We start from the raw sequence: 22,148 nt of genomic DNA on the forward strand, positions 1-22,148 counted from the left end.
CTCATCACCCACCCCACAATGGAGGAATCCCGCAATGGCACTTGGCGGCAACCCGATCTTCAACGGAAAGAGTTTCCGTGGAGCCACCCAGGCACCGCCTGTACCGCAGGCCCCTTATGGCGCTCCCTATGGCCAGCAGCCCTACGGCCAGCAACCGTATGGCCAGCAGCCCTACGGCCAGCAGGGCTGGGGCACGCAGCCCCAGAGCATGACTGACGAACAGCTCCGGCAGATGTACAGCCAGCCCTCGGCTGGCCCCGCCGACACCGGCCGGATGACGTTCGACGACGTCATCATGAAGACCGCCGCATGCCTCGGCGCCGTGGTGGTGGGCGCTGCCATCACCCTCACGGTGGCGCAGCAGCTGGCCTCCATGCTGATGATCGTCGGAGCCTTGGGCGGCTTCGTCCTGGCCCTCGTGAACACGTTCAAGAAGCAGCCTTCACCGGCACTGATCCTGGCCTACGCGGCATTGGAAGGTCTCTTCCTCGGCGGCCTGACCCGGATCCTGGACGGCATGTTCCCCGGCGTCGGGCTGCAGGCCGTGATCGGCACGCTCTCGGTGTTCGCTGTGACCCTGCTGCTGTTCAAGAGCGGCAAGGTCCGCGCCACCCCGAAGGCCATGCGGTTCTTCATGATCGCCATCATCGGCTACGCCGTGTTCTCCCTGGTCAACATGGTGATGATGTGGACCGGCGTCCTGCAGCAACCCTTCGGCATGCGCAGCATTGAGATCTTCGGCATCCCGCTGGGCGTCTTCATCGGCCTGTTGGCCATCGGCCTCGCCGCCTTCTCGCTGATCATGGACTTCACCAGCATCGAGGAGGGCGTCCGCAATGGTGCCCCGCAGCGCTTCTCCTGGACGGCCGCCTTCGGCCTGACCGTCACGCTGGTCTGGCTCTACGTGGAGATCATCCGCCTGCTGGCCATCCTGCGCGGCGACGACTAGGCACACCGGCAACTTCCGCCGTCGTACGTTAACCAACCGTGGGCCCCACCAAACTGGTGGGGCCCACGGCCGTTAACGTGCCCCTGACGGACCGCGCCTGCCTAGGCGATCCGCATGGCGCCGGCGGCGGGGGAGACGGTGAAGATCTCAGGCGCCGCGAAGCCGGCGTCGGCAAAAGCCCCGGCGACAGCGTCACGCACCTTCTGTTCCGCGTCCACCGGCGTCAGGGCAATTGCCGCCCCGCCGAAGCCGCCGCCCGTCATGCGTGCGCCGATGGCGCCGTTGGCACGGGAGGTGTCCACGGCCAGGTCCAGTTCCGGGCACGAGATTTCGAAGTCGTCGCGCATGGAGGCGTGGCTGGCGTCCAGCAGCGGGCCGATGGCGCCGGGACCGGGGCCGCCCAGCAGCTCCACGGTCTGGAGCACCCGGTTGTTCTCGGTGACCACGTGCCGCACGCGACGGAACGTGACCTCGTCCAGCAGCCCGCTGGCTTCCTCAAGGTCCGCCACATCCAGGTCCCGAAGGGCCTTCACCCCCATGACCTCCGCGCCCAGCTCGCAGGATGCCCGCCGCGAGGCGTAGCCCCCGTCGGCGTGGGAGTGCGACACCTTGGTGTCGATCACCAGGAGCACCAGGCCGGCGGGTCCGGTCTCAAACGGAACCAGGCGCGCCGTCTGGTCCCGGCAGTCCAGGAACACTGCGTGGCCTTTTGACCCGCGCAGGGATGCGGACTGGTCCATGATGCCGGTGGGTGCCCCGACGAAGTCATTCTCAGCCCGCTGGGTTGCCAGCACCATGTCCTCGGCCTCCAGCCCGGCGCCCGTGAGGTCGTTCAGTGCGGTAATGACGGCACATTCAATGGCGTGCGACGACGACAGGCCGGCGCCGAGCGGAACGTTTGAGTCCAGGAGCAGGTCCAGCCCGGGGACGTCGATCCCCCGTTGCCGCAGCGCCCACACGACGCCCAGGGGGTACTTGGTCCAGCCCTTTGCCGTTCCCGGCTGCAGGGCTTCGAGTTTGGTGCTGACCACCCCCTGGTCGCCGTACGTGGACAGCAGCCGCATGGTGGCGTCCTGCCGCACGGCGACGGCCACCCGCGCGGTGCGGTCGATGGCGAAGGGCAGGACGAAGCCTTCGTTGTAGTCCGTGTGTTCGCCGATGAGATTGACCCGGCCGGGCGCCTGCCACACGCCGTCGGGAGCGCTGCCGAACTCCTGCTCAAAGCGGGCGCCCAGGTCCTGCGGTGTGGCAACTGCGGCCTGGTTGTTGTCCTGGTTCCGGGTGGTCACGCGGAGGCTCCTTCCGGGGTGGCTGCGAGGGCGGCAGCAGGCGTGGACGACGGCGGGACGGCAACATTGCGGAGCCGTTCCGCCACGCTTTCGGGAGTGGTGTCATTGATGAAAGCGCCCATGGCTGCCTCCGACCCGGCCAGATACTTCAGCTTGTCGGCTGCCCTGCGAGGGGAGGTCAGCTGCAGGTGGAGGTATCCCGCCGGCCGCAGGACGTCATCCAGCGGGGCTTGGTGCCATGCGGAGATGTACGGAGTGGGCGTGGGGTACAGGGCGTCGACCCGCTTGAGCAGGTCCAGGTAGACATGCGCCAACTCATCCTTTTCTTCCCCGCCCAGGGCGGCGAGGTCGGCGACCTGGCGGTGCGGCACCAGGTGGATTTCCAGGGGCCACCGGGCTGCGAAGGGCACGTAGGCGCTGAAGTGCGTCCCTTCCAGCACCATCCTGCTGCCGTCCTCCCGCTCGGCGCGCAGCAACGAACCGGTCAGGGTGTCCCTGCCGTCCCTTGCGTCGTAGTACTTCCGGGCCGCCGCACCCAGGACGCCGGCGCGGGGCGTGACGTAGGGGTAGGCGTAGATTTGCCCGTGCGGGTGGTGCAGCGTAACGCCGATGTCGGCGCCGCGGTTTTCGAACGGGAAGACTTGCTTGACCCCCGCCATGGCACTGAGGGCAGCGGTGCGCTGCGACCAGGCTTCAATCACGGTCCGGGACCGCTCCTGGCTCAGCCCGCTGAAGGATCCGGTGTGGTCCGGGGTGAACGACACCACCTCGCAGCGGCCGTACGCAGGGCCCTTCGTTCCCCATCCGGCATGCTCAGGGACCGGCCCCAGCGCCGGTCCCAGGGAGGGGAACCGGTTCTCGAAGACCACCACGTCATAGTCCGCGGCAGGAATCTCGGAAGCATTCCCGGGAGTGGTGGGACAGATGGGGCACTGGTCTGCCGGCGGAAGGTGGGTGCGGGCCTGGCGGTGGGCGGCAACGGCTACCCATTCGTCCGTCAGCTCATCGAAGCGGACCTCGCCCGGTTCCCCCCGCGGCGGCAGGCCGCGGTGGTCGGTGGTGAGGTTGCCGGTGCGCGGGGTGCTGGTGCCGGCGTCATCGAAATAAATCAGCTCCCGGCCGTCGGAGAGTCTGGTGCTGGTAATCCCTGTCATGCAAAAAGTGTGGCACAAGCGATCAGAAAAGAATAGTTAACAACAAAAAGTAACATGACGAGGGATGGAGGTGTGGCGCCGCCCGTTATACGGTAATCCCCATGACTGCCTCTTCCCCACAGGAAACCTCCCTTGCATCCACCCGGGCCTGCGCCACCGGCCGGCAATATGAACTGCGCCGGGGTGATGCCGTGGCCGTGGTCACCGAGCTCGCGGCCGGGCTGCGCTCGTTCAGCCGGGGCGGGGTCCTGCTGACCGAGACCTACGGGGACGATGAGATCTCCCCGGGTGGGGCCGGCATCACGCTCGCCCCCTGGGCCAACAGGGTGGAGGACGGGCAATGGTTCCTCGACGGCAGGAAACAGCAGCTGGACATCACCGAGGTGTCCCGCAACAACGCCAGCCACGGCCTGCTTCGAAACGCAGGCTATGCCCTGGTGGGGGAGTCCCCGCACGCCGTGGCGCTGGAAGCGGTCGTCTTCCCGCAGCACGGCTACCCCTTTCTGGTGCGGCACCGGGTGGACTACCAGCTGTCCGAAGACCTCGGGCTGCGCGTCCGGCAGACCCTCACCAATGACGGGACGGCGGCAGCGCCTTTCGTCCTCGGCGCGCACCCCTACCTGCGGGTGGGTGACACTCCGGTCGAGGAACTGAAGCTGACAGTTGCCGCCGATACCCGGCTGGTGACCGATGAGCGCTTGATTCCGCGCAGTTCGGCCCCTGTCGACGGGGACGTTGACTTCCGTCCAGGCCGGCACGTCGCGGACCTTGCCGTGGACGTGGCCCTGACGGACCTCCGCTTTGAGGGCGGCGTGGCCCGGCACATCCTTGCAGCGGGTGACGGCAGTGCGGTGTCGCTGTGGCAGGACGAATCCTGCCGGTACGTCCACATCTACGTGAGCACCGTGTATCCAGGCCGGACCCGGGCCGTGGCGGTGGAGCCAATGACGGGGCTTACCAACGCCTTCAACTCCGGTGACGGCCTCCGGTGGCTGCCTGCCGGGGAGTCCTTCAGCATGGAATGGGGGATCGACTACACACCCGGCGCGGGCCGGTAGTTTGCATTGGGCCACCGCTGGGGAAGTATTGGGATATGACGCCAAAAGAGGACGACGTTACCCTTGCCCACCCAGCACCGGTCCAACCGGCTCCCGCCGCGCCGCCGCGGCCGCACCCTGAGGGTCCTGACGGACCGTGAGCTGGACAAGGACATACCGTACGGCATCCGCATCGCAGCTTCCTGGTCGTGGCGGCTCGGCCTGATCCTCCTGATGGCGGGAACGCTGGTGTGGCTGCTCAGCCACATCACCCTCCTGATCATTCCGATCATGGTGGCCGCACTCCTCGCCGGTCTGCTGAGCCCGGTCACGGCATGGCTGAAGCGGCGGGGGCTTCCCGCGGGACTGGCCGTCGCAGTGACAGTCCTTGGCTTCATCGGCGTTATCGCCGGTGCACTGGCCCTGGTGGGCAGGCAACTTGTGGTCGGTTTCGGCGAACTGTATTCCCAGGCGCTTGAGGGCGTCCGGCAGGTCCAGGACTGGCTGTCCGCCGGGCCTCTGCACCTGACCGCCGCACAGATCGACCAGTACATCAAGGAAGCCACCGACGCGCTGCAGAACAACAGCAGCAGCATCCTTAGCGGCGCCCTGTCCTTCGGCAGCACCGCCGGTCACTTCGCCGCCGGCATGCTCCTCTCCCTGTTCATCCTCATCTTCTTCCTCCTGGAAGGTGACCGGATCTGGGCGTTCCTGGTCAGGATGCTTCCCCGGAAGGCCCGGGCGGCGACGTTCGGTGCAGGCCGCAAGGGCTGGGCGTCCATGGTCAGCTACGCCCGCATCCAGATGTTTGTCGCGGCTGTCGACGCGCTTGGCATCGGCGTTGGCGCCGCCATCATCGGTGTCCCGCTGGCGCTTCCCCTGGGCGTGCTGGTGTTCCTCGGCTCCTTCATCCCCGTGGTAGGTGCCCTTTTGACGGGCGTCGTCGCCATTCTGCTGGCCCTGGTGGCCAACGGCCCCATCAACGCCCTGATCATGCTGGCCATCGTCCTGCTGGTCCAGCAGCTTGAAGGCCACATCCTGCAACCCCTGGTCATGGGCAAGGCAGTATCGCTGCATCCGGTGGCAGTCATCCTCAGCGTTGCGGCCGGCTCCTACCTCGCCGGGATCCCCGGCGCGCTGTTCTCCGTGCCCATCCTGGCCGTAGCAAACTCGGCTGTTCGCTACATCGCCGCCAGAACGTGGGAACATGAACAGGTGCCGGTAATTGCCGGGAAGCCCATTACGGCCGGAGCGGGCGGGGACAACACCATCGAGGACGTTGAGCCGCCGTCTGCACCTGGTTCGGGGCGGGACGCGGCGTCCGGCACCCCAGCTGAACACCGTGATGCCCGTGCTTCCTCCCCGGAAGGCGCCGGAGCAGAACCCAAAGGAGAGTAGTCCGTGAAGATCCTTGAAACCCTTCCCGTCACACTGGACGATGTCCTTGAGGCGCAGAAGCTGCTTGACGGGATCATTGCGCGCACGCCCGTGGAATCGTCCCGGGCGCTGGGGGGCATGGTGGGCGGGGACGTCCATTTCAAATGCGAAAACCTGCAGCGCGCCGGCTCGTTCAAGGTCCGCGGTGCCTACGTCCGGATGGCCCGGCTCTCGCCGGAAGAGAAAAACGGGGCGTGGTGGCGGCGTCGGTAGCAACCACGCACAGGGCGTTGCCGTTGCCGCCAAAAGCCTTGGCATCAAGGCCCGGATCTACATGCCGCTGGGCGTAGCGCTGCCCAAGCTTGCCGCCACCCGCAGCCACGGTGCCGAAGTCATCCTCCACGGGCACAACGTGGACGAGGCGCTCGCTGAAGCCCAGCGCTACAGCGATGAAACCGGCATGGTCTTCGTCCATCCGTTCGACAATGTGGATGTGGTGGCAGGCCAGGGGACCGTGGGCCTGGAAATCCTTGAGCAGGTTCCCAACGTTGACACAGTCCTCATGGGCGTGGGCGGCGGCGGGCTCCTTGCGGGGGTCGCCGTCGCCATCAAGGCCCGCGCAAGGGAACTCGGCCGGGAGATCCGCATTATCGGCGTCCAGGCGGAGAACGCCGCCGCGTACCCGCCCTCGCTTGCCGCTGACGCCCTGGTACCGCTGAAGCGGGTCTCCACCATGGCGGACGGCATTGCCGTCGGACGCCCGGGACAGCTGCCGTTCAGCATCATCCGCGAGCTGGTGGATGACGTGGTCACCGTCAGCGAGGACTCTCTGGCCCGAGCGCTGATCTTCCTGCTCGAGCGGGCCAAGATGGTGGTGGAACCGGCCGGGGCAGTGGGCGTGGCAGCACTCATGGACGGCAAGATCGAGAACCCGGGATCCACGGTGGTGGTCCTCTCCGGCGGAAACATCGACCCCATGCTGATGCTCAAGGTCATCCAGCGCGGCCTCTCCGCCGCCGGGCGCTACATGACCGTGCGGATGATGCTTGATGACCGCCCCGGCTCCCTGGCAACCATTGCCCGCATCATCGCCGAAAATGATGCCAACGTCACCGGCCTGGACCACACCCGGGTGGGGGGATCCATCAGCATGGGCGATGTCTCGATCACCGTGAACCTGGAGACCAAGGGCCACCAGCACGGTGAGCAGGTCCTCAGTGCCCTCCGTGCCGAGGGTTTCCAGCCGATCGTTGTGCACTAGGACCGGCCATGGCCGGACTGGGCAGCGGACTGCCGGGTAACGGAGGCGGCCCGGCGCGGCAAACCATCGCCGCGCGCGCCAAGGGCGGCCTCGTGGTTCTGGGCGGCTTCGTGGCCCTGCTGTTCGCCATCGAGGTGGTCAACACGCTGATGATGGGCGCCCTCACGCGGACCTTCGGCCTGCGGCCCAGGAGCGCCGACGGGCTGCTGGACATCTTCACCTTCCCGCTCCTGCATGCCAACCTGAACCATCTGCTGTCCAACAGCCTGCCCCTGGTCATCTTCGGCTTCCTCGTGTTCCTCTCGGGGCTCCGTGTGTTCCTCACCGCCCTGGCGTTCAGCTGGCTCGGCAGCGGAGTCACCGTTTGGCTTATCGGCAACGGTGTCACGGTGGGCGCGTCCGGCCTGGTCTTCGGGCTCTTCGCGTTCCTTTTGGTGCGTGGGTTCTTCAACCGCAGCTGGCGGCAGATCCTGCTCGCGGTGGTCCTCTTCATGGGGTACGGGAGCATCCTGCTGGGCGCCCTGCCGTTCGTGGCAGGCTACGTGAGCTGGCAGGCGCACCTGGGCGGCGCCGCGGGCGGGGTAGTGGCGGCATTGCTGCTTCGTCCGCGCCTCCCTGCGCTCCCGCGCCAGTCCTGACCTCCAGTCCTCCCCGACGGCGTGCCCGGGCGGTCCCTACGGCGCAGACAGAAAAGCGGCGGCCGTCCCAGTGGGGACGGCCGCCGCTTTTGCCGGACCGGCTTGCTGCTTGTCCTGGCGTTACCCGGCGTAGGGCTTGGCGGAGAGGATCTCCACCTTGATGTCCTTGCCGTTCGGTGCAACGTAGCTGAGGGTCTCGCCCTCCTTGTGCCCCAGGATGGCCGCACCAAGGGGGGACTTCTCGCTGAAGACATCCAGGTCCGAGTCGCCGGCGATTTCGCGCGACCCCAGCAGGAAGGTTTCCTCATCCCCGGCGATCCTGGCAACCACGAGCATGCCGGGCTCAACGATGCCGTCATCGGCAGGCGCTTCACCCACATGGGCGTCCCGGAGCAGGACCGTCAGCTGGCGGATGCGGGCTTCAATCTTGCCCTGTTCCTCCTTGGCCGCGTGGTAGCCCCCGTTTTCCTTGAGGTCCCCCTCTTGCCGCGCTGCTTCAATCTTCTGGACGATCTCCGCCCGGCCTGCGCCGGAAAGGTGGTCCAGCTCTGCCTTCAGGCGGTCAAAAGCTTCCTGGGTAAGCCAGGCTGCAGATGCGCTGTTGGTGGTAGACACGGACTTCTCCTCTAGTGGTCCTACATGCAAAAGACCCCGCCACGGTGGCCACTTGTGGAACAGTAACCAGCTCAGCGGGGTAAAGGTATCTCTCCATTGTAGTCAATCCCGTGGAGATAACCCAACAAGCAAGCGTCGCGCATCACATCCCTTACGACTCCCCGCCGGGAATCCAGCAGCTGTCCACCACGCCGGACACGGACGCCGACTCCGTGCGCAACGTGACGCGCTGGGCGACTGTCCGGCCGCCGTCGGGCGTTGAGTCCCCCGGGGACGGCGGGATGTCCACCACTTTCCAACCCACCACGGCAAACTTGGCGTCCAGCGCCTTCACGGCGCACTTGACGGGCTTGGCCGGTTCCCGGGTCACCTGGAAGTCGACTTCGGCGAGGGTGGCATCGGCGGTGCTGTAACCCACATCCTTGAACGTCACCCCGGAGAGCGAATTGGACGTGGTCACCCAGGCCAGGAACCCGATCCCCACGGCCAGCGCGACGCCGATGGCCAGCGGGGCGGCCTTGGGGGAAAGCCGGCGCTTTTTAGCACCATACCGATTGGCTAGGCTAGTGTCTGCGGGCACGGATTGGGCCGTCTGGTCCGGGGAAGTCACCGGACCAGTTTAGTGCCCATTCCGCCGGCGCTTTCGCGGTGGCACCAACTGCCGGCTAGGCGCGGCGCCCGCCCGCATCACCCGTAAGCTGCCCCAGAGCCGCTAAAGACGAAATTAAGGAGCCGTCCCCTCCATGACAGCGCCCAGCAAATCCCAGGTGCCGCTCCGGCTGCTCGCGGTCCACGCCCACCCGGATGACGAATCCAGCAAGGGTGCTGCGACCATGGCCATGTATGCATCCAACGGCGTGGATGTCCTGGTGGCAACCTGCACGGACGGCTCCCGCGGCGACATCCAGAACCCGGCAGTTGAAGGTGAGCCGCATCCCAAGCGGGACATGGCCGTCGCGCGCAGGCTGGAGATGCAGCGGGCCGCTGCCATCCTGGGCATCCGCCAGCGGTGGCTGGGCTTTGTAGACTCCGGCCTCCCGGAGGGCGACCCGCTCCCGCCCCTTCCGGCCGGCTCCTTCGCCACCCTGCCCCTGCAACAGGCGGCCGCGCCCCTGGTGCGGCTGGTCCGGTCCTTCAAGCCGCACGTCATCCTCAGTTATGACGAGAATGGCGGCTACCCCCACCCGGACCACATCATGGCCCACAGGGTAGCCGTGGAGGCGTTTGAGGCAGCAGGGGATCCGGAACGCTACCCGGACGCGGGGGAGGCGTGGGAGCCCAGCAAGCTCTATTACGACCGGGCCTTCAGCCCGGAGAGGTTCCGGGCACTGCACTTTGCGCTCGAAGAGGCAGGTCTGCAGTCCCCGTATGCCGAGCGCCTGGCCGCGTGGCTGGAGTCTGATGCGGAGGGGCACACGCCACCTCCTGCCGCCCACCCCACCACCACCCAGGTGGACTGCGGCGACTTCTTCGAAATGCGCGACGACGCACTGCGCGCCCACCGCACGCAGGTGGACCCGCTGGGGTTCTTCTTCGCGGTGTCGCCGGACATGCAGCGCCGGGTCTGGCCTTGGGAAGACTACTCCCTGATCCACTCCCGGGTGCCGTCCGAACTCCCCGAGAAGGACCTGTTCGCCGGGCTAAGATAGACAGGCAGGACATTTCTATCTTGTGTAGAAGACGGGTGCGGCGACCGGCCGTTCCGTTCGCATCCTGCTGCATCCGTTCCACCAGAAGGTATTAACCGTGCATTCTCTGCTCCTCAGCCTCGCCACCACGCCGAGCCCGCTGCCCACTCCGACGCTCCGGGACGGAATATCCGAGGACCAGGTAACGCCGGGCCTTCTGGGGTTCATCATGACGGCCTTCTTTGTTGTGGCCACCGCCCTGCTCATTGTGGACATGGTGCGGCGGATCCGCAGGGTACGCTACCGGGCCCAGGTGGAGGAAGAGCGCCTGGCCGCCGCTGCCGCGGCAGACGTTGACGCCGCAGACGCCCAGGATGGGCTCGACGACGGCACCCGCCAGGCAGCGCCGGACGCCAACGGAAACGGGCCGGCAGACGGGCTCCCGCGGCCCCGCGAGTAAGAGGGTCCCGCCGCCGGGGCGGCTTTAGGCGAGGACCGCCAGCGCGATCGCCACGAAGTGGGCTGCGAAGGCAAACACGGTGAACGCGTGGAACAGTTCGTGGAAGCCGAAGTGGTAGTAGCTGAAGTTGGGCTTCTTGAGGGCGTAAAAGACAGCGCCCGTGATGTAGAGGACGCCGCCCACGCAGATCAGCACTGCTGCCGGAATGCTGGCCTGGAAGAACTGCGGCAGGTAGAACAGCGCGCCGCAGCCCAGCGCGATGTAGATCGGAACGTAGAGCCAGCGCGGCGCATCAGTCCAGAGCAGCCGGAACAGCACTCCGAGGATGGCTCCGGCCCAGATCACCCACAGGAGCACCACAGCCTGCTGGCGTTCCAGCAGGGTCCATGCCAGTGGCGTGTACGTGCCGGCGATCACCAGCATGATGTTGGTATGGTCCAGCCGCTTCAGGATGAGCTTGACCCGCGGGGACCAATTGCCGCGATGGTAGACGGCGCTGACACCGAACAGCAGAACGCCGGTGGCAGCGTAGATGGCAGACGTGACCCGGCGGTCAACCGTGGGGGCGAGGACAACCAGGATGACCCCTGCGGCAAGTGCCAGCGGGGCCGTGACGGTGTGGATCCAGCCGCGCCATTTGGGCTTGACCATCAGTAGTTCCGCCAGGCGGACCGCGGCATCATCCACCGCGCTGGGCTCCGGATCCTGGCTGGAGTTCCAGTCCTCGGGCCGGGGCGCCGGGGAGGCCTGCGGGGAGTCGCTGTTCATGGCACCAGAATAACTTACGGACCGGTAAGTTACTGATCGGTAACATACTTTCAGACCTGTCATGAGGTCCTCCCCGTCCCGGGGTGTCCCGGGCGGTAGCCTAGGATGTGGATGTAGGTACGGCAGGAAAGTCAGGTGAGTGGACGCGTGGAGTTGCCCGGGTTCCTCTATGGCTATTACGAGCGCCGGCTGCTCAAGGACCTCCCGCGCGACCGCATTCCCCGGCACATTGGTGTGATGGTGGACGGAAACCGGCGCTGGGCCAAGCAATTCAATGCCCCCACCGCCCAGGGCCACCAGGCGGGTGCGGACAAGATCCACGAATTCCTGGGCTGGTGCCAGGAGCTCGGCGTCAAGGTGGTGACGCTGTACATGCTCTCCACGGACAACATGAACCGCTCCAGCGAGGAACTGGACCTCCTGATGGGGATCATCGCCAACACCCTGGACCGGCTGGACGAAGACGCGAACATCTCCGTGCATGCCATGGGTGCCCCGGAACTGCTTCCGGACTACCTGGCCGAGCGGCTGAACAAACTCACGGCCAGGACTCCTGTCCGGGAAAAGATCCATGTCAACGTGGCAGTGGGGTACGGGGGCCGCAGGGAGATCGTCGACGCCGTCCGTGAACTCCTGCATGACGCCGTCGCCAAGGGCACGGACATTTCCAGGCTCGCCGATGACCTGTGCGTCGATGACATTTCCCGGTACCTGTACACCCGGGGCCAGCCGGATCCGGACCTGGTGATCAGGACGTCGGGGGAGCAGCGCCTCTCCGGCTTCCTGATGTGGCAAAGCGCCTACAGCGAGTTCTACTTTTGCGAGGCCCTGTGGCCCGCCTTCCGCAAGGTTGACTTCCTCCGCGCCCTGCGGGACTACGCCGGGCGGCAGCGGCGCTTTGGCACCTGAAACCCGCGGTTCATCACGAGTTCATACATCCGCCGGAGAAATCGCCGCCAAATAGTTGCGGAAATGACCCGGAGTGGATTTACGTTATATCCATCAGCAGGCAAAACCGCCGGCTGATCGGGGAGGCCAGTACATGGAGCGAAACATCGCACCGGGTGTATGGGAGGCCGGATCCGGCCTCGTGGCCGAGCCGCCTCACCAATAACAATTCCGGGCTGGCGCCCGGGGCTGGAGTCGATGTGGCTACTTCTGAACAACTGCCCGAGGTCCTGGTTGGACAGGGCGGAAAAGCTACCTCTCGCGCCGAGCGAGCCACCTCTGTGACCGGCGCAGCAACTGATGCTGCGGCCGGTCTTGCTGTCTCCGGAAGGGAAGCCGACATCCACACCTTCGTCATCGACACCTCCGTCCTGCTCTCCGACCCGCGGGCACTCCTGCGCTTCGCCGAACATGAGGTGGTGGTCCCCGTCGTGGTCATCACCGAACTCGAAGCCAAACGGCACGATCCGGAACTGGGCTATTTCGCCCGGAATGCCCTGCGGCTCCTGGACGACCTCCGGGTCAAGCACGGCGGCCTGAACCAGCCCCTGCCCATCGGGAATGAGGGCGGCACCCTCATGGTGGAACTGAACCACATCTCCACAGAGGTGCTCCCGCTGGGCTTCCGCAGCGGGGACAATGACAGCCGCATCCTCGCCGTCGCCAAGAACCTGGCCAACGAGGGGCGCAACGTCACGGTTGTCTCCAAGGACCTGCCCATGCGCGTCAAAGCATCCGCCATGGGGCTTACTGCCGACGAGTACCGGAACGAGCTGGTCAAGGACTCCGGCTGGACCGGCGTTGCCGAAGTCGAGGCGGACGAACAGGACATCGCCACCCTCTACGGCCACGAACCCGTCTTCATCCCCGCCGCCGCGGAACTGCCCGTCAACACCGGGCTGGTGCTGCTCTCCAACCGCGGCTCCGCACTGGGCCGGGTGGGCGCCGACAAGCAGGTCCGCCTGGTCAAGGGCGACCGTGACGTGTTCGGCCTCCACGGCCGTTCCGCCGAACAGCGGCTGGCCATCGACATGCTGATGGATCCCGGCGTGGGCATCGTATCCATCGGTGGCCGCGCCGGCACCGGCAAGTCGGCACTGGCCCTCTGCGCGGGCCTCGAAGCTGTGCTGGAACGCCGCGAACACCGCAAAGTGATCGTCTTCCGGCCCCTTTTCGCGGTGGGCGGCCAGGAACTCGGTTACCTGCCGGGTTCCGAGTCCGAGAAAATGAACCCCTGGGCACAGGCAGTCTTTGACACCCTGGGCGCCCTGGTCAGCCAGGAAGTGGTGGAAGAGGTCATGGACCGGGGAATGCTCGAGGTCATGCCCCTCACCCACATCCGCGGACGTTCCCTCCACGATGCCTTCGTGATCGTCGATGAGGCCCAGTCCCTCGAAAAGAACGTCCTCCTCACCGTCATGAGCCGCATGGGCCAGAACTCCAAGATCGTGCTCACCCACGACGTCGCCCAGCGTGACAACCTGCGCGTGGGACGCCACGATGGAATCGCCGCCGTCGTCGAAACCCTGAAAGGACACCCCCTCTTCGGCCACATCACCCTGACCCGCTCGGAACGTTCACCGATCGCGGCCCTGGTGACGGAACTCCTGGAGGGCTGACCTCACCTAAGCAAGGGGCCGTGGCCGGTTCGCCGGGCCACGGCCCTTGTGCGTGACCGGGGTTGGGTTCGTCCGCCCCGAGCGCTTCGCCGTCGCTTAGACACCTCCCGGCGCGCCGCTCCGGTCGCTGGGCGACCTGCGCAACGCTCTGGTCGGCGATGCGCTCCTAGGCGAAGCGTTCGGACCGGACGTGTGCCAAAGCCCACCGGAGGCAACGGCAAGCACAAGCCGGGTTGCGGCCCTTCTCGTAGGAGCGCATCGCGGCGCTTCGGCCACCGTAGGTCGCCCAGCGACCGAAGGTGGCCCTATGCGCTGTAAGCGTCGTCCCGAGGGACCCGGCGCGAGCCTGCGAGCGTTGGGAAGGGACCTACGCGCTAAGCGACGGAGAAGGACCGTGGCCCGGCGTACCCAGCCACGGACAGGCACTCAACGCACGCCGAGGAACTTGGCCGCTGAGTCGTGGCCTTGGACCTGCAGTTCCCAGTCCGGGCGGTTGAAGGTTTCCGGGGTGAGGCGGACGTGCTGGAGAGTTTCGACTTTGGTGCCCCAGGCTTTGCGGGTGGTGCCGTTGAGTTCGTAGCCGAGGGAACGGGAGACGCCCAGGGAGGCGCTGTTCCAGGCGGCGGCCTCCGACTCGGCGACTTCCGCGCCGAGCCACTCAAAGGCCCACAGGACGACGGCGGCACGCATCTCCCTGCCCAGTCCCCGGCCCTGGACGGACTTCTTGAGCCAGGAGCCGGTGGTGACGGTCTTCAGCACCGTGAAGTCCTTGGCGCCAACGTCCTGGCACCCGATGAACTGCCCTTCATGCCAGATCCCCAGGAGCAGCGTCCAGTGCTCCGGCGTGAACTCTCCGCGGCAGCGCCAGTACCAGCGAGCCATGTTGGAGCCCAGTTCGTCACCGGGCAGCTCGGTCCACGGCGTGCTGAACGGGTTCGTGGCGGGGTCGTGGATTCCGCTGCGGGCGGCGTCGACAGCCGCCGGGATGTCCTGGTCGGTGATGGGCCGGAGCTCCAGCCGGGGCGTGGTCAGCCTGAGGTCGAACAGGGGCCAGATGGAGCTCATCGTCGTCATCCGCGAAGCCTAGCCGACCTGGGCCGGGAGGACCTGTCACGATCAGGCCGGAATGTCCCAGCTGATGTGCCGGCGGACGTCGGTGAGGTTCATGGACTGGGCCAGGAACAGGTCATCCAGCATGTACTCGTCCACGGCGATGATCCGGATCCAGTGGCCATAGCCTTCCGTCTCCCGTTCCAGCGACTGGCTGGACACACAGACGCCGGTCCCCACGTCCACGCGCAGCAGGGACCGGCCGGGCAGGCACAGGGGCGCGGCAGGATCAATGGGGCGGTAGGCGGCGTTGGGCACCACCACCGCTTCAATGGCGGACCGGCCTTCGTGCCCGGAATACCGCACCTCCCTGATGTCCAGCGCGTTGCTGCCGGGAAACTCGATGGGCACGGGTGCATTGCCCGCGAGCTCCACAGGGTCCAGCGCAGCCGAGAAGCGGCCGTTGCCGAATCCGGGCTCGCCGTAAGCGGCCTCGGGGCGCCGGCGTACCAGTCCGGCGTTGTCATAGACGGGGGTGACCAGGTGCGGGGGGAGGAGCCAGGACTTGCGCGTGGCGCTCACATAGAAGACGTCCCGGGAGTCGTTGATCCCCGTAGTGCTGTGCAGGACCAGGCGCTCCGGGCTTTCGAGCCGGAGCGCGCCCGGACGGCGCAGCCAGGCGCGGACGAAGGTGGAACCGGGTGCGGGGGCTGCGGCAAAGGCCTGGTCCCAGTACTCAAACCGCAGCGACTGCCACTTCCAGGGGGAGGAGCGGCAGAGGTTCCGGAACACGGCGGCCAGGTCCGCCGGGGCGGCAGGTGATTCCGGAACCGGGCTGCGCCGGGAGTCCCAGGTTGACATATCCACATTTTACGCGGGGCCGCTCCGGCGGGAATGGGTGGATCCAGTAGCATCCGAGGGGTGATTGGACGACTCGGTGAACTCTGGCAGCACACCCCGCTTGCCTTCTGGCTGGTGCTGGCGGCCTGCCTCTACTTTGCGGTGATGGCGGTGCGGCTGACCATCATCGACGTTCGGCACCACCTCCTGCCCAACCGGATCGTCTTTCCGTCCTATGCGGTGGTAAGCGTGCTCCTGCTGGCGGCAGCCGCCGTTGCCTGGACCAGCCCGTTCCAGGCGGCCGGTGACACCACAGGGATCCTGTCGGCCCCCGCCCTCCGCGTGGTGGCCGGGGCCGGAATCCTGTGGCTGTTCTACTTTGTCCTCCGGTTCGTCTATCCGCCCGGCATGGGGTTCGGTGACGTTAAGCTCGCGGGAGTGCTGGGCATGTACCTTGGCTATCTCAGCTGGGGACACCTCTTCGCGGGGACCTTCCTGGCCTTCCTGCTGGGCGGCCTGTGGTCCGTAGCCCTTCTTGCCGCCCGGCGGGGGACCTTGAAGTCGTCCATCCCGTTCGGGCCGTTCATGCTCGCCGGGGCCGCAGCCGCCATGCTGCTTCCCGCCTGAGCGGCGGGGCCTCTGCTTGGTGATTGGATAGGCTGGCGCTATGCCTGCACCCGAATACGTCCTGAAGCTGCGCAAGAAAATCGGCAACGATCCCATTTGGGTGCCCGGTGTGCGGGGCGTGGTGGTGGATGACGCCGGCCGGATCCTGCTGGCCCAGCGGGCAGACAACGGCCAGTGGGCTCTCGTCAGCGGCATGCTGGACCCCGGGGAGCAGCCGGCCCGCGGCCTGATCCGTGAGATTTTCGAGGAAACGGCTGTGGTGGCCGAGGCCGAGCGCGTGGTGTCAGTGGGCGCTGTGGGTCCGGTCACCTACCCCAACGGTGATGTCTGCGAGTTTTTGGACGTGGTGTTCCTGTGCCGCTACGTCTCCGGCGAGGCCAGGGTCAATGACGACGAATCCCTGGCCGTGGGCTGGTTCGGCCTGGACGAACTTCCCGACCTCATGCCCGGGCACCTCACCAGCATCCGCCAGGCGCTCGCACCCTCCGCAGCCGTCCACTTCGAGCCGTAGAGGCTGCCGCGACGCCGGTCAGCGGCCCTGGGAAACCAGCTCGCCGTCGTCGTCCTTCACCGTGCCCCCGCCACGTCCGGCTTCCACGTCGCCGGCAGTAGTGCCGTGAAGGCCGGCGGCGAGCCGCTCCGCTTCCTCCCCGCCCACGGCTTCGCCGCGTGCCACCATACCGGCGGTGTCGGACAACGGGATCTGCTTCAGCGTGATGGCCAGCAGCAGGGCCACGGCGATGAAGGGGAGCAGGTACCAGAACACGGGCGCCAGGGAATCGGCGTAGGCGTTCACGATGGCGTCGCGCAGCTGTTCCGGGAGTTGGCCCAGCGCCTGCGGGTCCAGGGTCCGGGTGGACTGCCCGGCCTGCTCAGCGGACGCCCCTGCCCCCGTGAAGGCGTTGGTCAGCGCCTCGGAAAGCCGGGTGGTGAAGATGGAGCCGAACACTGCCACGCCCATGGCGGCGCCTACCTCGCGGAAGTAGTTGTTGGTGCTGGTGGCGGTGCCGATCTGGTCAGCCGGCACCGAGTTCTGGACCACCAGGACCACCACCTGCATGATCAGGCCAAGGCCCGCACCGAAGACGAACAGCTGGAGGCAGATGACCCAGATGGGGGTGCTGGCAGCAAGGGTGGTCATCCACAGCATCGCGGCCATGGTCAGCGCGGCGCCCAGGATCGGGAACATCTTGTACTTGCCGGTCCTTGAGATCCGGATGCCCGAGTAGATGGAGGTGCCCATGAGCCCGGCCATCATCGGAAGCATGAGGAGCCCGGATTCTGCGGCGGAGGTGCCGGAGGACATCTGCAGGAACGTGGGAACGAAGGCGATGGCGGAGAACATGCCCAGCCCCAGGGTGAAGCCGATGGCCGTGGCATTGATGAAGATCCGGTTCCGGAACAGCCTCAGCGGGATGATGGGGTCCTCGGCGCGCCGCTCAACCAAGACGAAGGCGGTAGCAGACACCAGCAGGCCCGCCCCAAATGCCCAGGTGAGGGGCGAATCCCAGCCCTCGTCCTTCTTGCCGCCAAAGTCGGTGAAGAAGATCAGGCACGTGGTGGCGGCGGACAGCAGCACAACGCCCAGGATGTCGATCCGTTTTTCGGCCTTCTTGTTGGGCAGGGTCAGGGCAAACCAGGCGATGGTGAAGGCGGCAAGGCCGACCGGGATGTTGATGTAGAACGCCCATTCCCAAGTGAGGTGGTCCACGAAAAAGCCGCCCAGCAGCGGGCCGGCCACGGCGGATAGGCCGAAGATGGCGCCGAGCGGGCCCATGTACTTGCCGCGCTCCTTGGCGGGAACAATGTCGGCGATGATCGCCTGGGAGAGGATCATGAGGCCGCCGCCGCCCAGGCCCTGGATGGCGCGGAAGGTGACGAAGCCCCAGAAATCGGTGGCCATTGCGCAGCCCACCGACGCGAGCGTGAAGAGCGCGATGGCCACCAGGAAGAGGTTGCGGCGGCCAAGGATGTCACCGAACTTACCGTAGATCGGCATGACGATGGTGGTGGCCAGCAGGTAGGCGGTAGTAATCCAGGCCTGGTGCTCCACGCCGCCAAGCTTGCCCACAATGGTGGGCATGGCCGTGGAGACGATGGTCTGGTCCAGGCTTGAGAGCAGCATTCCGGCGATCAGCGCGGAGAAGATGATCCAGATGCGTTTTTGCGTCAGCAGAAGGGGCCCTGCCGGCGCCTTGGTGGGGGCGGTACTCATGATTGTCCTTCTGCTGCGGGGGTGTCAGGGGTGTTGAACGGTTGTGAAAACAGGACGCTGGCGGCGGAAATGTTCTCCAGCAGCAGGTCCGGGTAGCTGCGGGTGTTGCCGTCGGAGAAGTAGGCCATGCTGCTCTTGCGGGCGATGGTGCTGAGCAGCACCACGGCCATCTGCACCACCGGGTGGTCGGCGGACACTCTTTCACGCCGGGCGACGTCCCGGGCGAACTGGGCCTCGCGCTGCTCCGTGACGCCGATGATCCTGAGGATGAGCTGCGGTTCCTTGCGGACCACCCCGATGAGCTGCCGGGTGTCTTCTTCCGAGGCTGACATGCCTTCGGCTAATCGCAGGGAGAGTGTCACCAGGTCCCGAAAGAGCGTTGGGGAGATCTGTCCGGCCGGTGATCCGGCTCCGCCGGCAATGAAGTCCTCGATGATGTCGGACGGAATGTCATCGTCCACGTGGCCGATGATGGCGTCTTCCTTGGTGGGGAAGTAGTTGAAGAAAGTCCGGCGGGAGATGCCCGCGGCCTCGCACACTTCCTCCACGGTATAGCCGGTGAGCCCGTGCTCGGCGGTCATGCTCCGCGCGGCAGCAGTGATGGCGCGCCGGGTTGCAGCCCGCTTGCGTTCACGCAGGCCGGGATCGGAAGTTGCACTGTTTGTCACAAAGTAAAGTTTTGCACTCTGTTGAATTGAGTGCAAATTGTGAGCTGGTAAGCAGGTTAAAGTTCGACGGCGGCCGGTCACCTTTCATTCAAAAGATGACCGGCCGCCGTCGGACGCTTTGGCCTTGTTGGGCCCTGTCTGGCTTGTTAGGCCTTGTGGGCCGGAGCCGTCATGGTGGTGACGTCCAGGGCCTTGTCGAGATCAGCCTCGGAGACCTTGCCGTCACCCTCGCCGACGAAGCCGAGCTTCTCGGTGGCCTGGCGGATGGTCAGGCCCTCCTTGACGGCGGTCTTGGCGATCTTAGCCGCGTTCTCGTACCCGATGTACTTGTTCAGCGGGGTGACGATGGACGGGGAAGCCTCGGCCAGGAAGCGGGCGCGCTCCACGTTGGCGGTTATGCCGTCGATCATTTTGTCCGCCATGACGCGGCTGGTGTTGGCCAGCAGGCGGATGGACTCCAGCAGGTTGGCGGCCATGACCGGGATGCCGACGTTCAGTTCGAAGGCGCCGTTGGTGCCGGACCAGGCGATGGCGGTGTCGTTGCCGATGACCTGTGCGGCCACCATGATGGAGGCCTCGCAGATAACCGGGTTGACCTTGCCGGGCATGATGGAGGAGCCGGGCTGCAGGTCCGGAATGGCGATCTCGCCCAGGCCCGTGTTGGGGCCGGAGCCCATCCAGCGGAGGTCGTTGTTGATCTTCATGAACGAGATGGCGATGTTGCGCAGCTGGCTGGACGCTTCGATCAGGCCGTCGCGGTTTGCCTGGGCCTCGAAGTGGTCGCGGGCCTCGGTCAGCGGCAGGCCGGTATCGGTGGCCAGCAGCTCGATGACGCGTTCGGGGAAGCCTGCGGGGGTGTTGATGCCGGTGCCCACGGCGGTGCCGCCGAGGGGAACCTCAGCCACGCGGGGGAGTGAGGCATTGATGCGCTCGATGCCGTAGCGGACCTGTGCGGCGTAGCCGCCGAACTCCTGGCCCAGGGTGACCGGGGTGGCGTCCATGAGGTGGGTGCGGCCGGACTTTACGACGTCCTTGAACTCAACGGCCTTGCGCTCCAGCGACTCTGCCAGGTAGCCCAGGGCGGGGATGAGGTCGTTGATCAGGGCGGACGTGGCAGCGACGTGCACGGACGTGGGGAACACGTCGTTGGAGGACTGGGAGGCGTTGACGTGGTCGTTGGGGTGGACCACCTTGTCGCTGCCTGCGGCCTTCAGCGCACGCGTGGCCAGCTCTGCGAGGACCTCGTTGGTGTTCATGTTCGAGGACGTGCCGGAGCCGGTCTGGAAAACGTCGATCGGGAAGTCGCCGTCGTACTTGCCGGCAGCCACCTCATCGGCAGCGTCTGCAATCGCCTTGGCCAGCTCGCCGTCGAGCACGCCCAGTTCTGCGTTGGCCTGGGCGGCAGCCTTCTTGACCCGGGCAAGCGCTTCGATGTGGGTGCGCTCCAGGGTCTTGCCGGAGATGGGGAAATTCTCTACTGCCCGCTGCGTCTGCGCGCGGTACAGTGCGTTCACGGGGACGCGGACTTCGCCCATCGTGTCATGTTCAATGCGGAACTCTTCAGTGGAAGTCATGGGGCTAGCTTATGGCTCCCGGCCGCCCCATCGAAAACCGTTAAGGGAGCATTGCCGGCGGCCCGGCGGGCCGCCGGCGTGGGGTTCCTAGAGCTCGCCGATTCCGGAAACAAGGTCGGCGCGGCCCTCTGCCAGGCGGTAGGAGAGGCCGATGACCGCAGTGCGGCCGTTTTCAATTGCGTCCGAAATCACACGCGAACTGTCCGCAAGCCGATGGGACATCTGCTTGACGTTCTCCACCACCATGTCATTGACCTCGGGCTGGTTGTTCCGCAGGGACGTCAGGACGGAAGGCGTAATGCGTTCCACGAGGTCGCGGATGAAGCCTGCGGGCATTTCACCCGTCTCCACAGCGTCCCTGGTGGCGGTCACTGCGCCGCAGCTGTCATGCCCGAGCACAACGATCAGCGGCACCCCCAGCACCGCAACGCTGTATTCGAGCGAGCCCAGGACGGCGTCGTCAATCACTTGTCCGGCGGTGCGGACCACGAAGACGTCGCCGAGGCCGACGTCGAAGATAATTTCGGCAGCGAGCCGGGAGTCGGAGCAGCCAAAAATCACGGCGAACGGATTTTGCGTATCCACCAGCGATGAGCGCCGCGAAGCGTTCTGGTTGGGATGGGAGGACTCGCCGTTTACGAAACGTTCGTTGCCTTCGCGCAGGCGGCGCCAGGCCAGTGCAGGGGTCAGGTTAGTCGTCACGGCCCCACTTTACGGGGTGGGACCCGCCGACGGTGAAACCGTGACGGCCGGGTTGCTCTCCAGGGAGTTCACGACGGCGGCCGCGAGGGTTGCGAACTCGTCCAGTTGCGCTGCACCGGAGAGGACGACGGTGCTGCCGCGGTAGTTCAGGACCATCGACTTTTCGCCCTTGCCGGTGTCACGCAGTTCCCATTCCCGGCCACCGGCATTCCGCGAGCCGGTAACGGGGGCGTTTTTGGTCTGCTGGAGCAGCCAGGTGGGGTTGGCCTGCGTGGTCTGCACCAAGGCGATGAAGGACGTCTTGGGGGTCACGTAGCCAACCTCCCAGGTAGGCACGCCGCTGCCCGTCCCTGCTTCCCACCGGGCGTAATTTGCCCGGAAGGCGTTGCCGGTGTCCGGCGCAACGGGTGTGAATCCCGCCACATCTGCCGCGTTCCGGGCCACCGACGCCACGTCGATGTCCGGGCGGTACCCCTCGCTTTTGGGCTGCGGATTCATGAGGACAACGGGCAGGAACGCCGCGATGCTGAGCACCAGGGCAATGATCATGCCGATCACCGAAGCATTGGCGCGCTTGGCCGCGGCCGCCGGAATGACGGGCTTCACCGGGGTATCGGCGCTGCTGTCCGCGGCGCCGGGACGGCCATCGGGCTGTGCCGGGCCGGAGCTGGGACTGGTGGCTTCCTGCATGTCATTCACCCCTCTATAGTCGCCCATCCCGGAGCCGGA

The 22,148-nt window shown here is 66.3% G+C and carries 21 protein-coding genes and 2 pseudogenes; 11 read left to right on the forward strand and 12 right to left on the reverse strand.

Annotation, left to right across the window (positions count from 1 at the left end):
• The first annotated feature begins 34 nt into the window (after window positions 1–34).
• Complete coding sequence (locus NMQ03_RS06215) at window positions 35–949, forward strand: Bax inhibitor-1/YccA family protein (RefSeq protein WP_255174858.1); 915 nt, start codon at window positions 35–37, stop codon at window positions 947–949.
• 101 nt (window positions 950–1,050) lie between these two features.
• Here the strand turns inward: NMQ03_RS06215 and galK are convergent, their stop codons facing one another.
• Both galK and galT read right to left on the reverse strand, forming a co-directional pair.
• On the reverse strand, window positions 1,051–2,238 hold the full coding sequence (galK, locus tag NMQ03_RS06220) for a galactokinase (protein ID WP_255174859.1): 1,188 nt from the start codon (window positions 2,236–2,238) through the stop codon (window positions 1,051–1,053).
• Window positions 2,235–3,392, reverse strand: a complete 1,158-nt coding sequence (galT, locus tag NMQ03_RS06225; RefSeq protein ID WP_255174860.1) for a galactose-1-phosphate uridylyltransferase — start codon at window positions 3,390–3,392, stop codon at window positions 2,235–2,237. The genes galK and galT overlap by 4 nt, the downstream gene beginning before the upstream one ends.
• A 101-nt stretch (window positions 3,393–3,493) precedes the next feature.
• Here galT and NMQ03_RS06230 point away from each other — a divergent pair, with 101 nt between their 5' ends.
• The 4 genes and pseudogenes from NMQ03_RS06230 to NMQ03_RS06245 all read left to right on the forward strand — a co-directional run bounded on the left by NMQ03_RS06230 (window position 3,494) and on the right by NMQ03_RS06245 (window position 7,705).
• Window positions 3,494–4,450 (forward strand): aldose 1-epimerase family protein, encoded by a 957-nt coding sequence (locus NMQ03_RS06230; protein ID WP_255174861.1) that lies wholly within the window; start codon window positions 3,494–3,496, stop codon window positions 4,448–4,450.
• 35 nt (window positions 4,451–4,485) lie between these two features.
• Window positions 4,486–5,827: pseudogene (locus tag NMQ03_RS06235) on the forward strand (AI-2E family transporter).
• 3 nt (window positions 5,828–5,830) lie between these two features.
• Window positions 5,831–7,067, forward strand: a pseudogene (ilvA, locus tag NMQ03_RS06240) (threonine ammonia-lyase).
• Between the two features lie 8 nt (window positions 7,068–7,075).
• Window positions 7,076–7,705: a rhomboid family intramembrane serine protease gene (locus NMQ03_RS06245; protein WP_255174863.1), complete on the forward strand. Its 630-nt coding sequence runs from the start codon at window positions 7,076–7,078 to the stop codon at window positions 7,703–7,705.
• A gap of 120 nt (window positions 7,706–7,825) precedes the next feature.
• Here the strand turns inward: NMQ03_RS06245 and greA are convergent, their stop codons facing one another.
• Window positions 7,826–8,320 carry a transcription elongation factor GreA gene (gene greA / locus NMQ03_RS06250; RefSeq protein ID WP_159632538.1) on the reverse strand — a complete coding sequence of 165 codons (495 nt, stop codon included), beginning with the start codon at window positions 8,318–8,320 and terminating at the stop codon, window positions 7,826–7,828.
• Window positions 8,321–8,471: 151 nt separating this feature from the next.
• Window positions 8,472–8,930: a DUF4307 domain-containing protein gene (locus NMQ03_RS06255; protein WP_255174864.1), complete on the reverse strand. Its 459-nt coding sequence runs from the start codon at window positions 8,928–8,930 to the stop codon at window positions 8,472–8,474.
• Window positions 8,931–9,063: 133 nt separating this feature from the next.
• Between NMQ03_RS06255 and mca the strand changes: the two genes are divergently transcribed.
• On the forward strand, window positions 9,064–9,969 hold the full coding sequence (mca, locus tag NMQ03_RS06260) for a mycothiol conjugate amidase Mca (protein WP_255174865.1): 906 nt from the start codon (window positions 9,064–9,066) through the stop codon (window positions 9,967–9,969).
• 97 nt (window positions 9,970–10,066) lie between these two features.
• Complete coding sequence (locus NMQ03_RS06265; RefSeq protein WP_224025447.1) at window positions 10,067–10,408, forward strand: hypothetical protein; 342 nt, start codon at window positions 10,067–10,069, stop codon at window positions 10,406–10,408.
• A 24-nt stretch (window positions 10,409–10,432) separates the two neighbouring features.
• On the opposite strand, the gene NMQ03_RS06270 is transcribed toward NMQ03_RS06265, so the two are convergent.
• Window positions 10,433–11,176, reverse strand: a complete 744-nt coding sequence (locus tag NMQ03_RS06270; RefSeq protein ID WP_255174866.1) for a hemolysin III family protein — start codon at window positions 11,174–11,176, stop codon at window positions 10,433–10,435.
• Window positions 11,177–11,323: 147 nt separating this feature from the next.
• Here NMQ03_RS06270 and NMQ03_RS06275 point away from each other — a divergent pair, with 147 nt between their 5' ends.
• Window positions 11,324–12,085 (forward strand): isoprenyl transferase, encoded by a 762-nt coding sequence (locus NMQ03_RS06275; protein WP_255175547.1) that lies wholly within the window; start codon window positions 11,324–11,326, stop codon window positions 12,083–12,085.
• A gap of 239 nt (window positions 12,086–12,324) precedes the next feature.
• The gene (locus NMQ03_RS06280; protein ID WP_255174867.1) at window positions 12,325–13,743 is read left to right on the forward strand and encodes a PhoH family protein; all 1,419 of its coding nucleotides are present in this window, start codon (window positions 12,325–12,327) and stop codon (window positions 13,741–13,743) included.
• A 426-nt stretch (window positions 13,744–14,169) separates the two neighbouring features.
• Here NMQ03_RS06280 and NMQ03_RS06285 read toward each other — a convergent pair whose 3' ends face one another.
• Window positions 14,170–14,817, reverse strand: a complete 648-nt coding sequence (locus NMQ03_RS06285; protein WP_255174868.1) for a GNAT family N-acetyltransferase — start codon at window positions 14,815–14,817, stop codon at window positions 14,170–14,172.
• Window positions 14,818–14,859: 42 nt separating this feature from the next.
• Window positions 14,860–15,654, reverse strand: a complete 795-nt coding sequence (locus tag NMQ03_RS06290) for a hypothetical protein (RefSeq protein WP_255174869.1) — start codon at window positions 15,652–15,654, stop codon at window positions 14,860–14,862.
• 60 nt (window positions 15,655–15,714) lie between these two features.
• On the opposite strand from NMQ03_RS06290, the gene NMQ03_RS06295 reads away from it, so the two are divergent.
• Together NMQ03_RS06295 and NMQ03_RS06300 are read left to right on the forward strand one after the other, a co-directional pair.
• Entirely contained in the window at window positions 15,715–16,260 is a 546-nt protein-coding gene (locus tag NMQ03_RS06295) for an A24 family peptidase (RefSeq protein WP_255174870.1), read from the forward strand.
• 40 nt (window positions 16,261–16,300) lie between these two features.
• A complete protein-coding gene (locus tag NMQ03_RS06300) occupies window positions 16,301–16,771 on the forward strand; it encodes an NUDIX domain-containing protein (protein WP_255174871.1) in 471 nt (156 codons plus the stop codon).
• 18 nt (window positions 16,772–16,789) lie between these two features.
• Here the strand turns inward: NMQ03_RS06300 and NMQ03_RS06305 are convergent, their stop codons facing one another.
• From NMQ03_RS06305 to NMQ03_RS06325, 5 genes are all read right to left on the reverse strand, one after another.
• A complete protein-coding gene (locus NMQ03_RS06305; protein ID WP_255174872.1) occupies window positions 16,790–18,475 on the reverse strand; it encodes an MDR family MFS transporter in 1,686 nt (561 codons plus the stop codon).
• The gene (locus NMQ03_RS06310; RefSeq protein WP_255174873.1) at window positions 18,472–19,143 is read right to left on the reverse strand and encodes a TetR/AcrR family transcriptional regulator; all 672 of its coding nucleotides are present in this window, start codon (window positions 19,141–19,143) and stop codon (window positions 18,472–18,474) included. The genes NMQ03_RS06305 and NMQ03_RS06310 overlap by 4 nt, the downstream gene beginning before the upstream one ends.
• Window positions 19,144–19,289: 146 nt before the next feature.
• Window positions 19,290–20,717, reverse strand: coding sequence for a class II fumarate hydratase (locus tag NMQ03_RS06315; protein WP_159632527.1), 1,428 nt, complete (start codon window positions 20,715–20,717; stop codon window positions 19,290–19,292).
• Between the two features lie 87 nt (window positions 20,718–20,804).
• Window positions 20,805–21,419, reverse strand: coding sequence for a carbonic anhydrase (locus NMQ03_RS06320; protein WP_255174874.1), 615 nt, complete (start codon window positions 21,417–21,419; stop codon window positions 20,805–20,807).
• Window positions 21,420–21,428: 9 nt separating this feature from the next.
• On the reverse strand, window positions 21,429–22,109 hold the full coding sequence (locus NMQ03_RS06325; protein ID WP_255175548.1) for a DUF4245 domain-containing protein: 681 nt from the start codon (window positions 22,107–22,109) through the stop codon (window positions 21,429–21,431).
• Window positions 22,110–22,148 lie beyond the last annotated feature (39 nt).

Source organism: Arthrobacter sp. DNA4 (genome assembly GCF_024362385.1).
Lineage (GTDB): Bacteria > Actinomycetota > Actinomycetes > Actinomycetales > Micrococcaceae > Arthrobacter.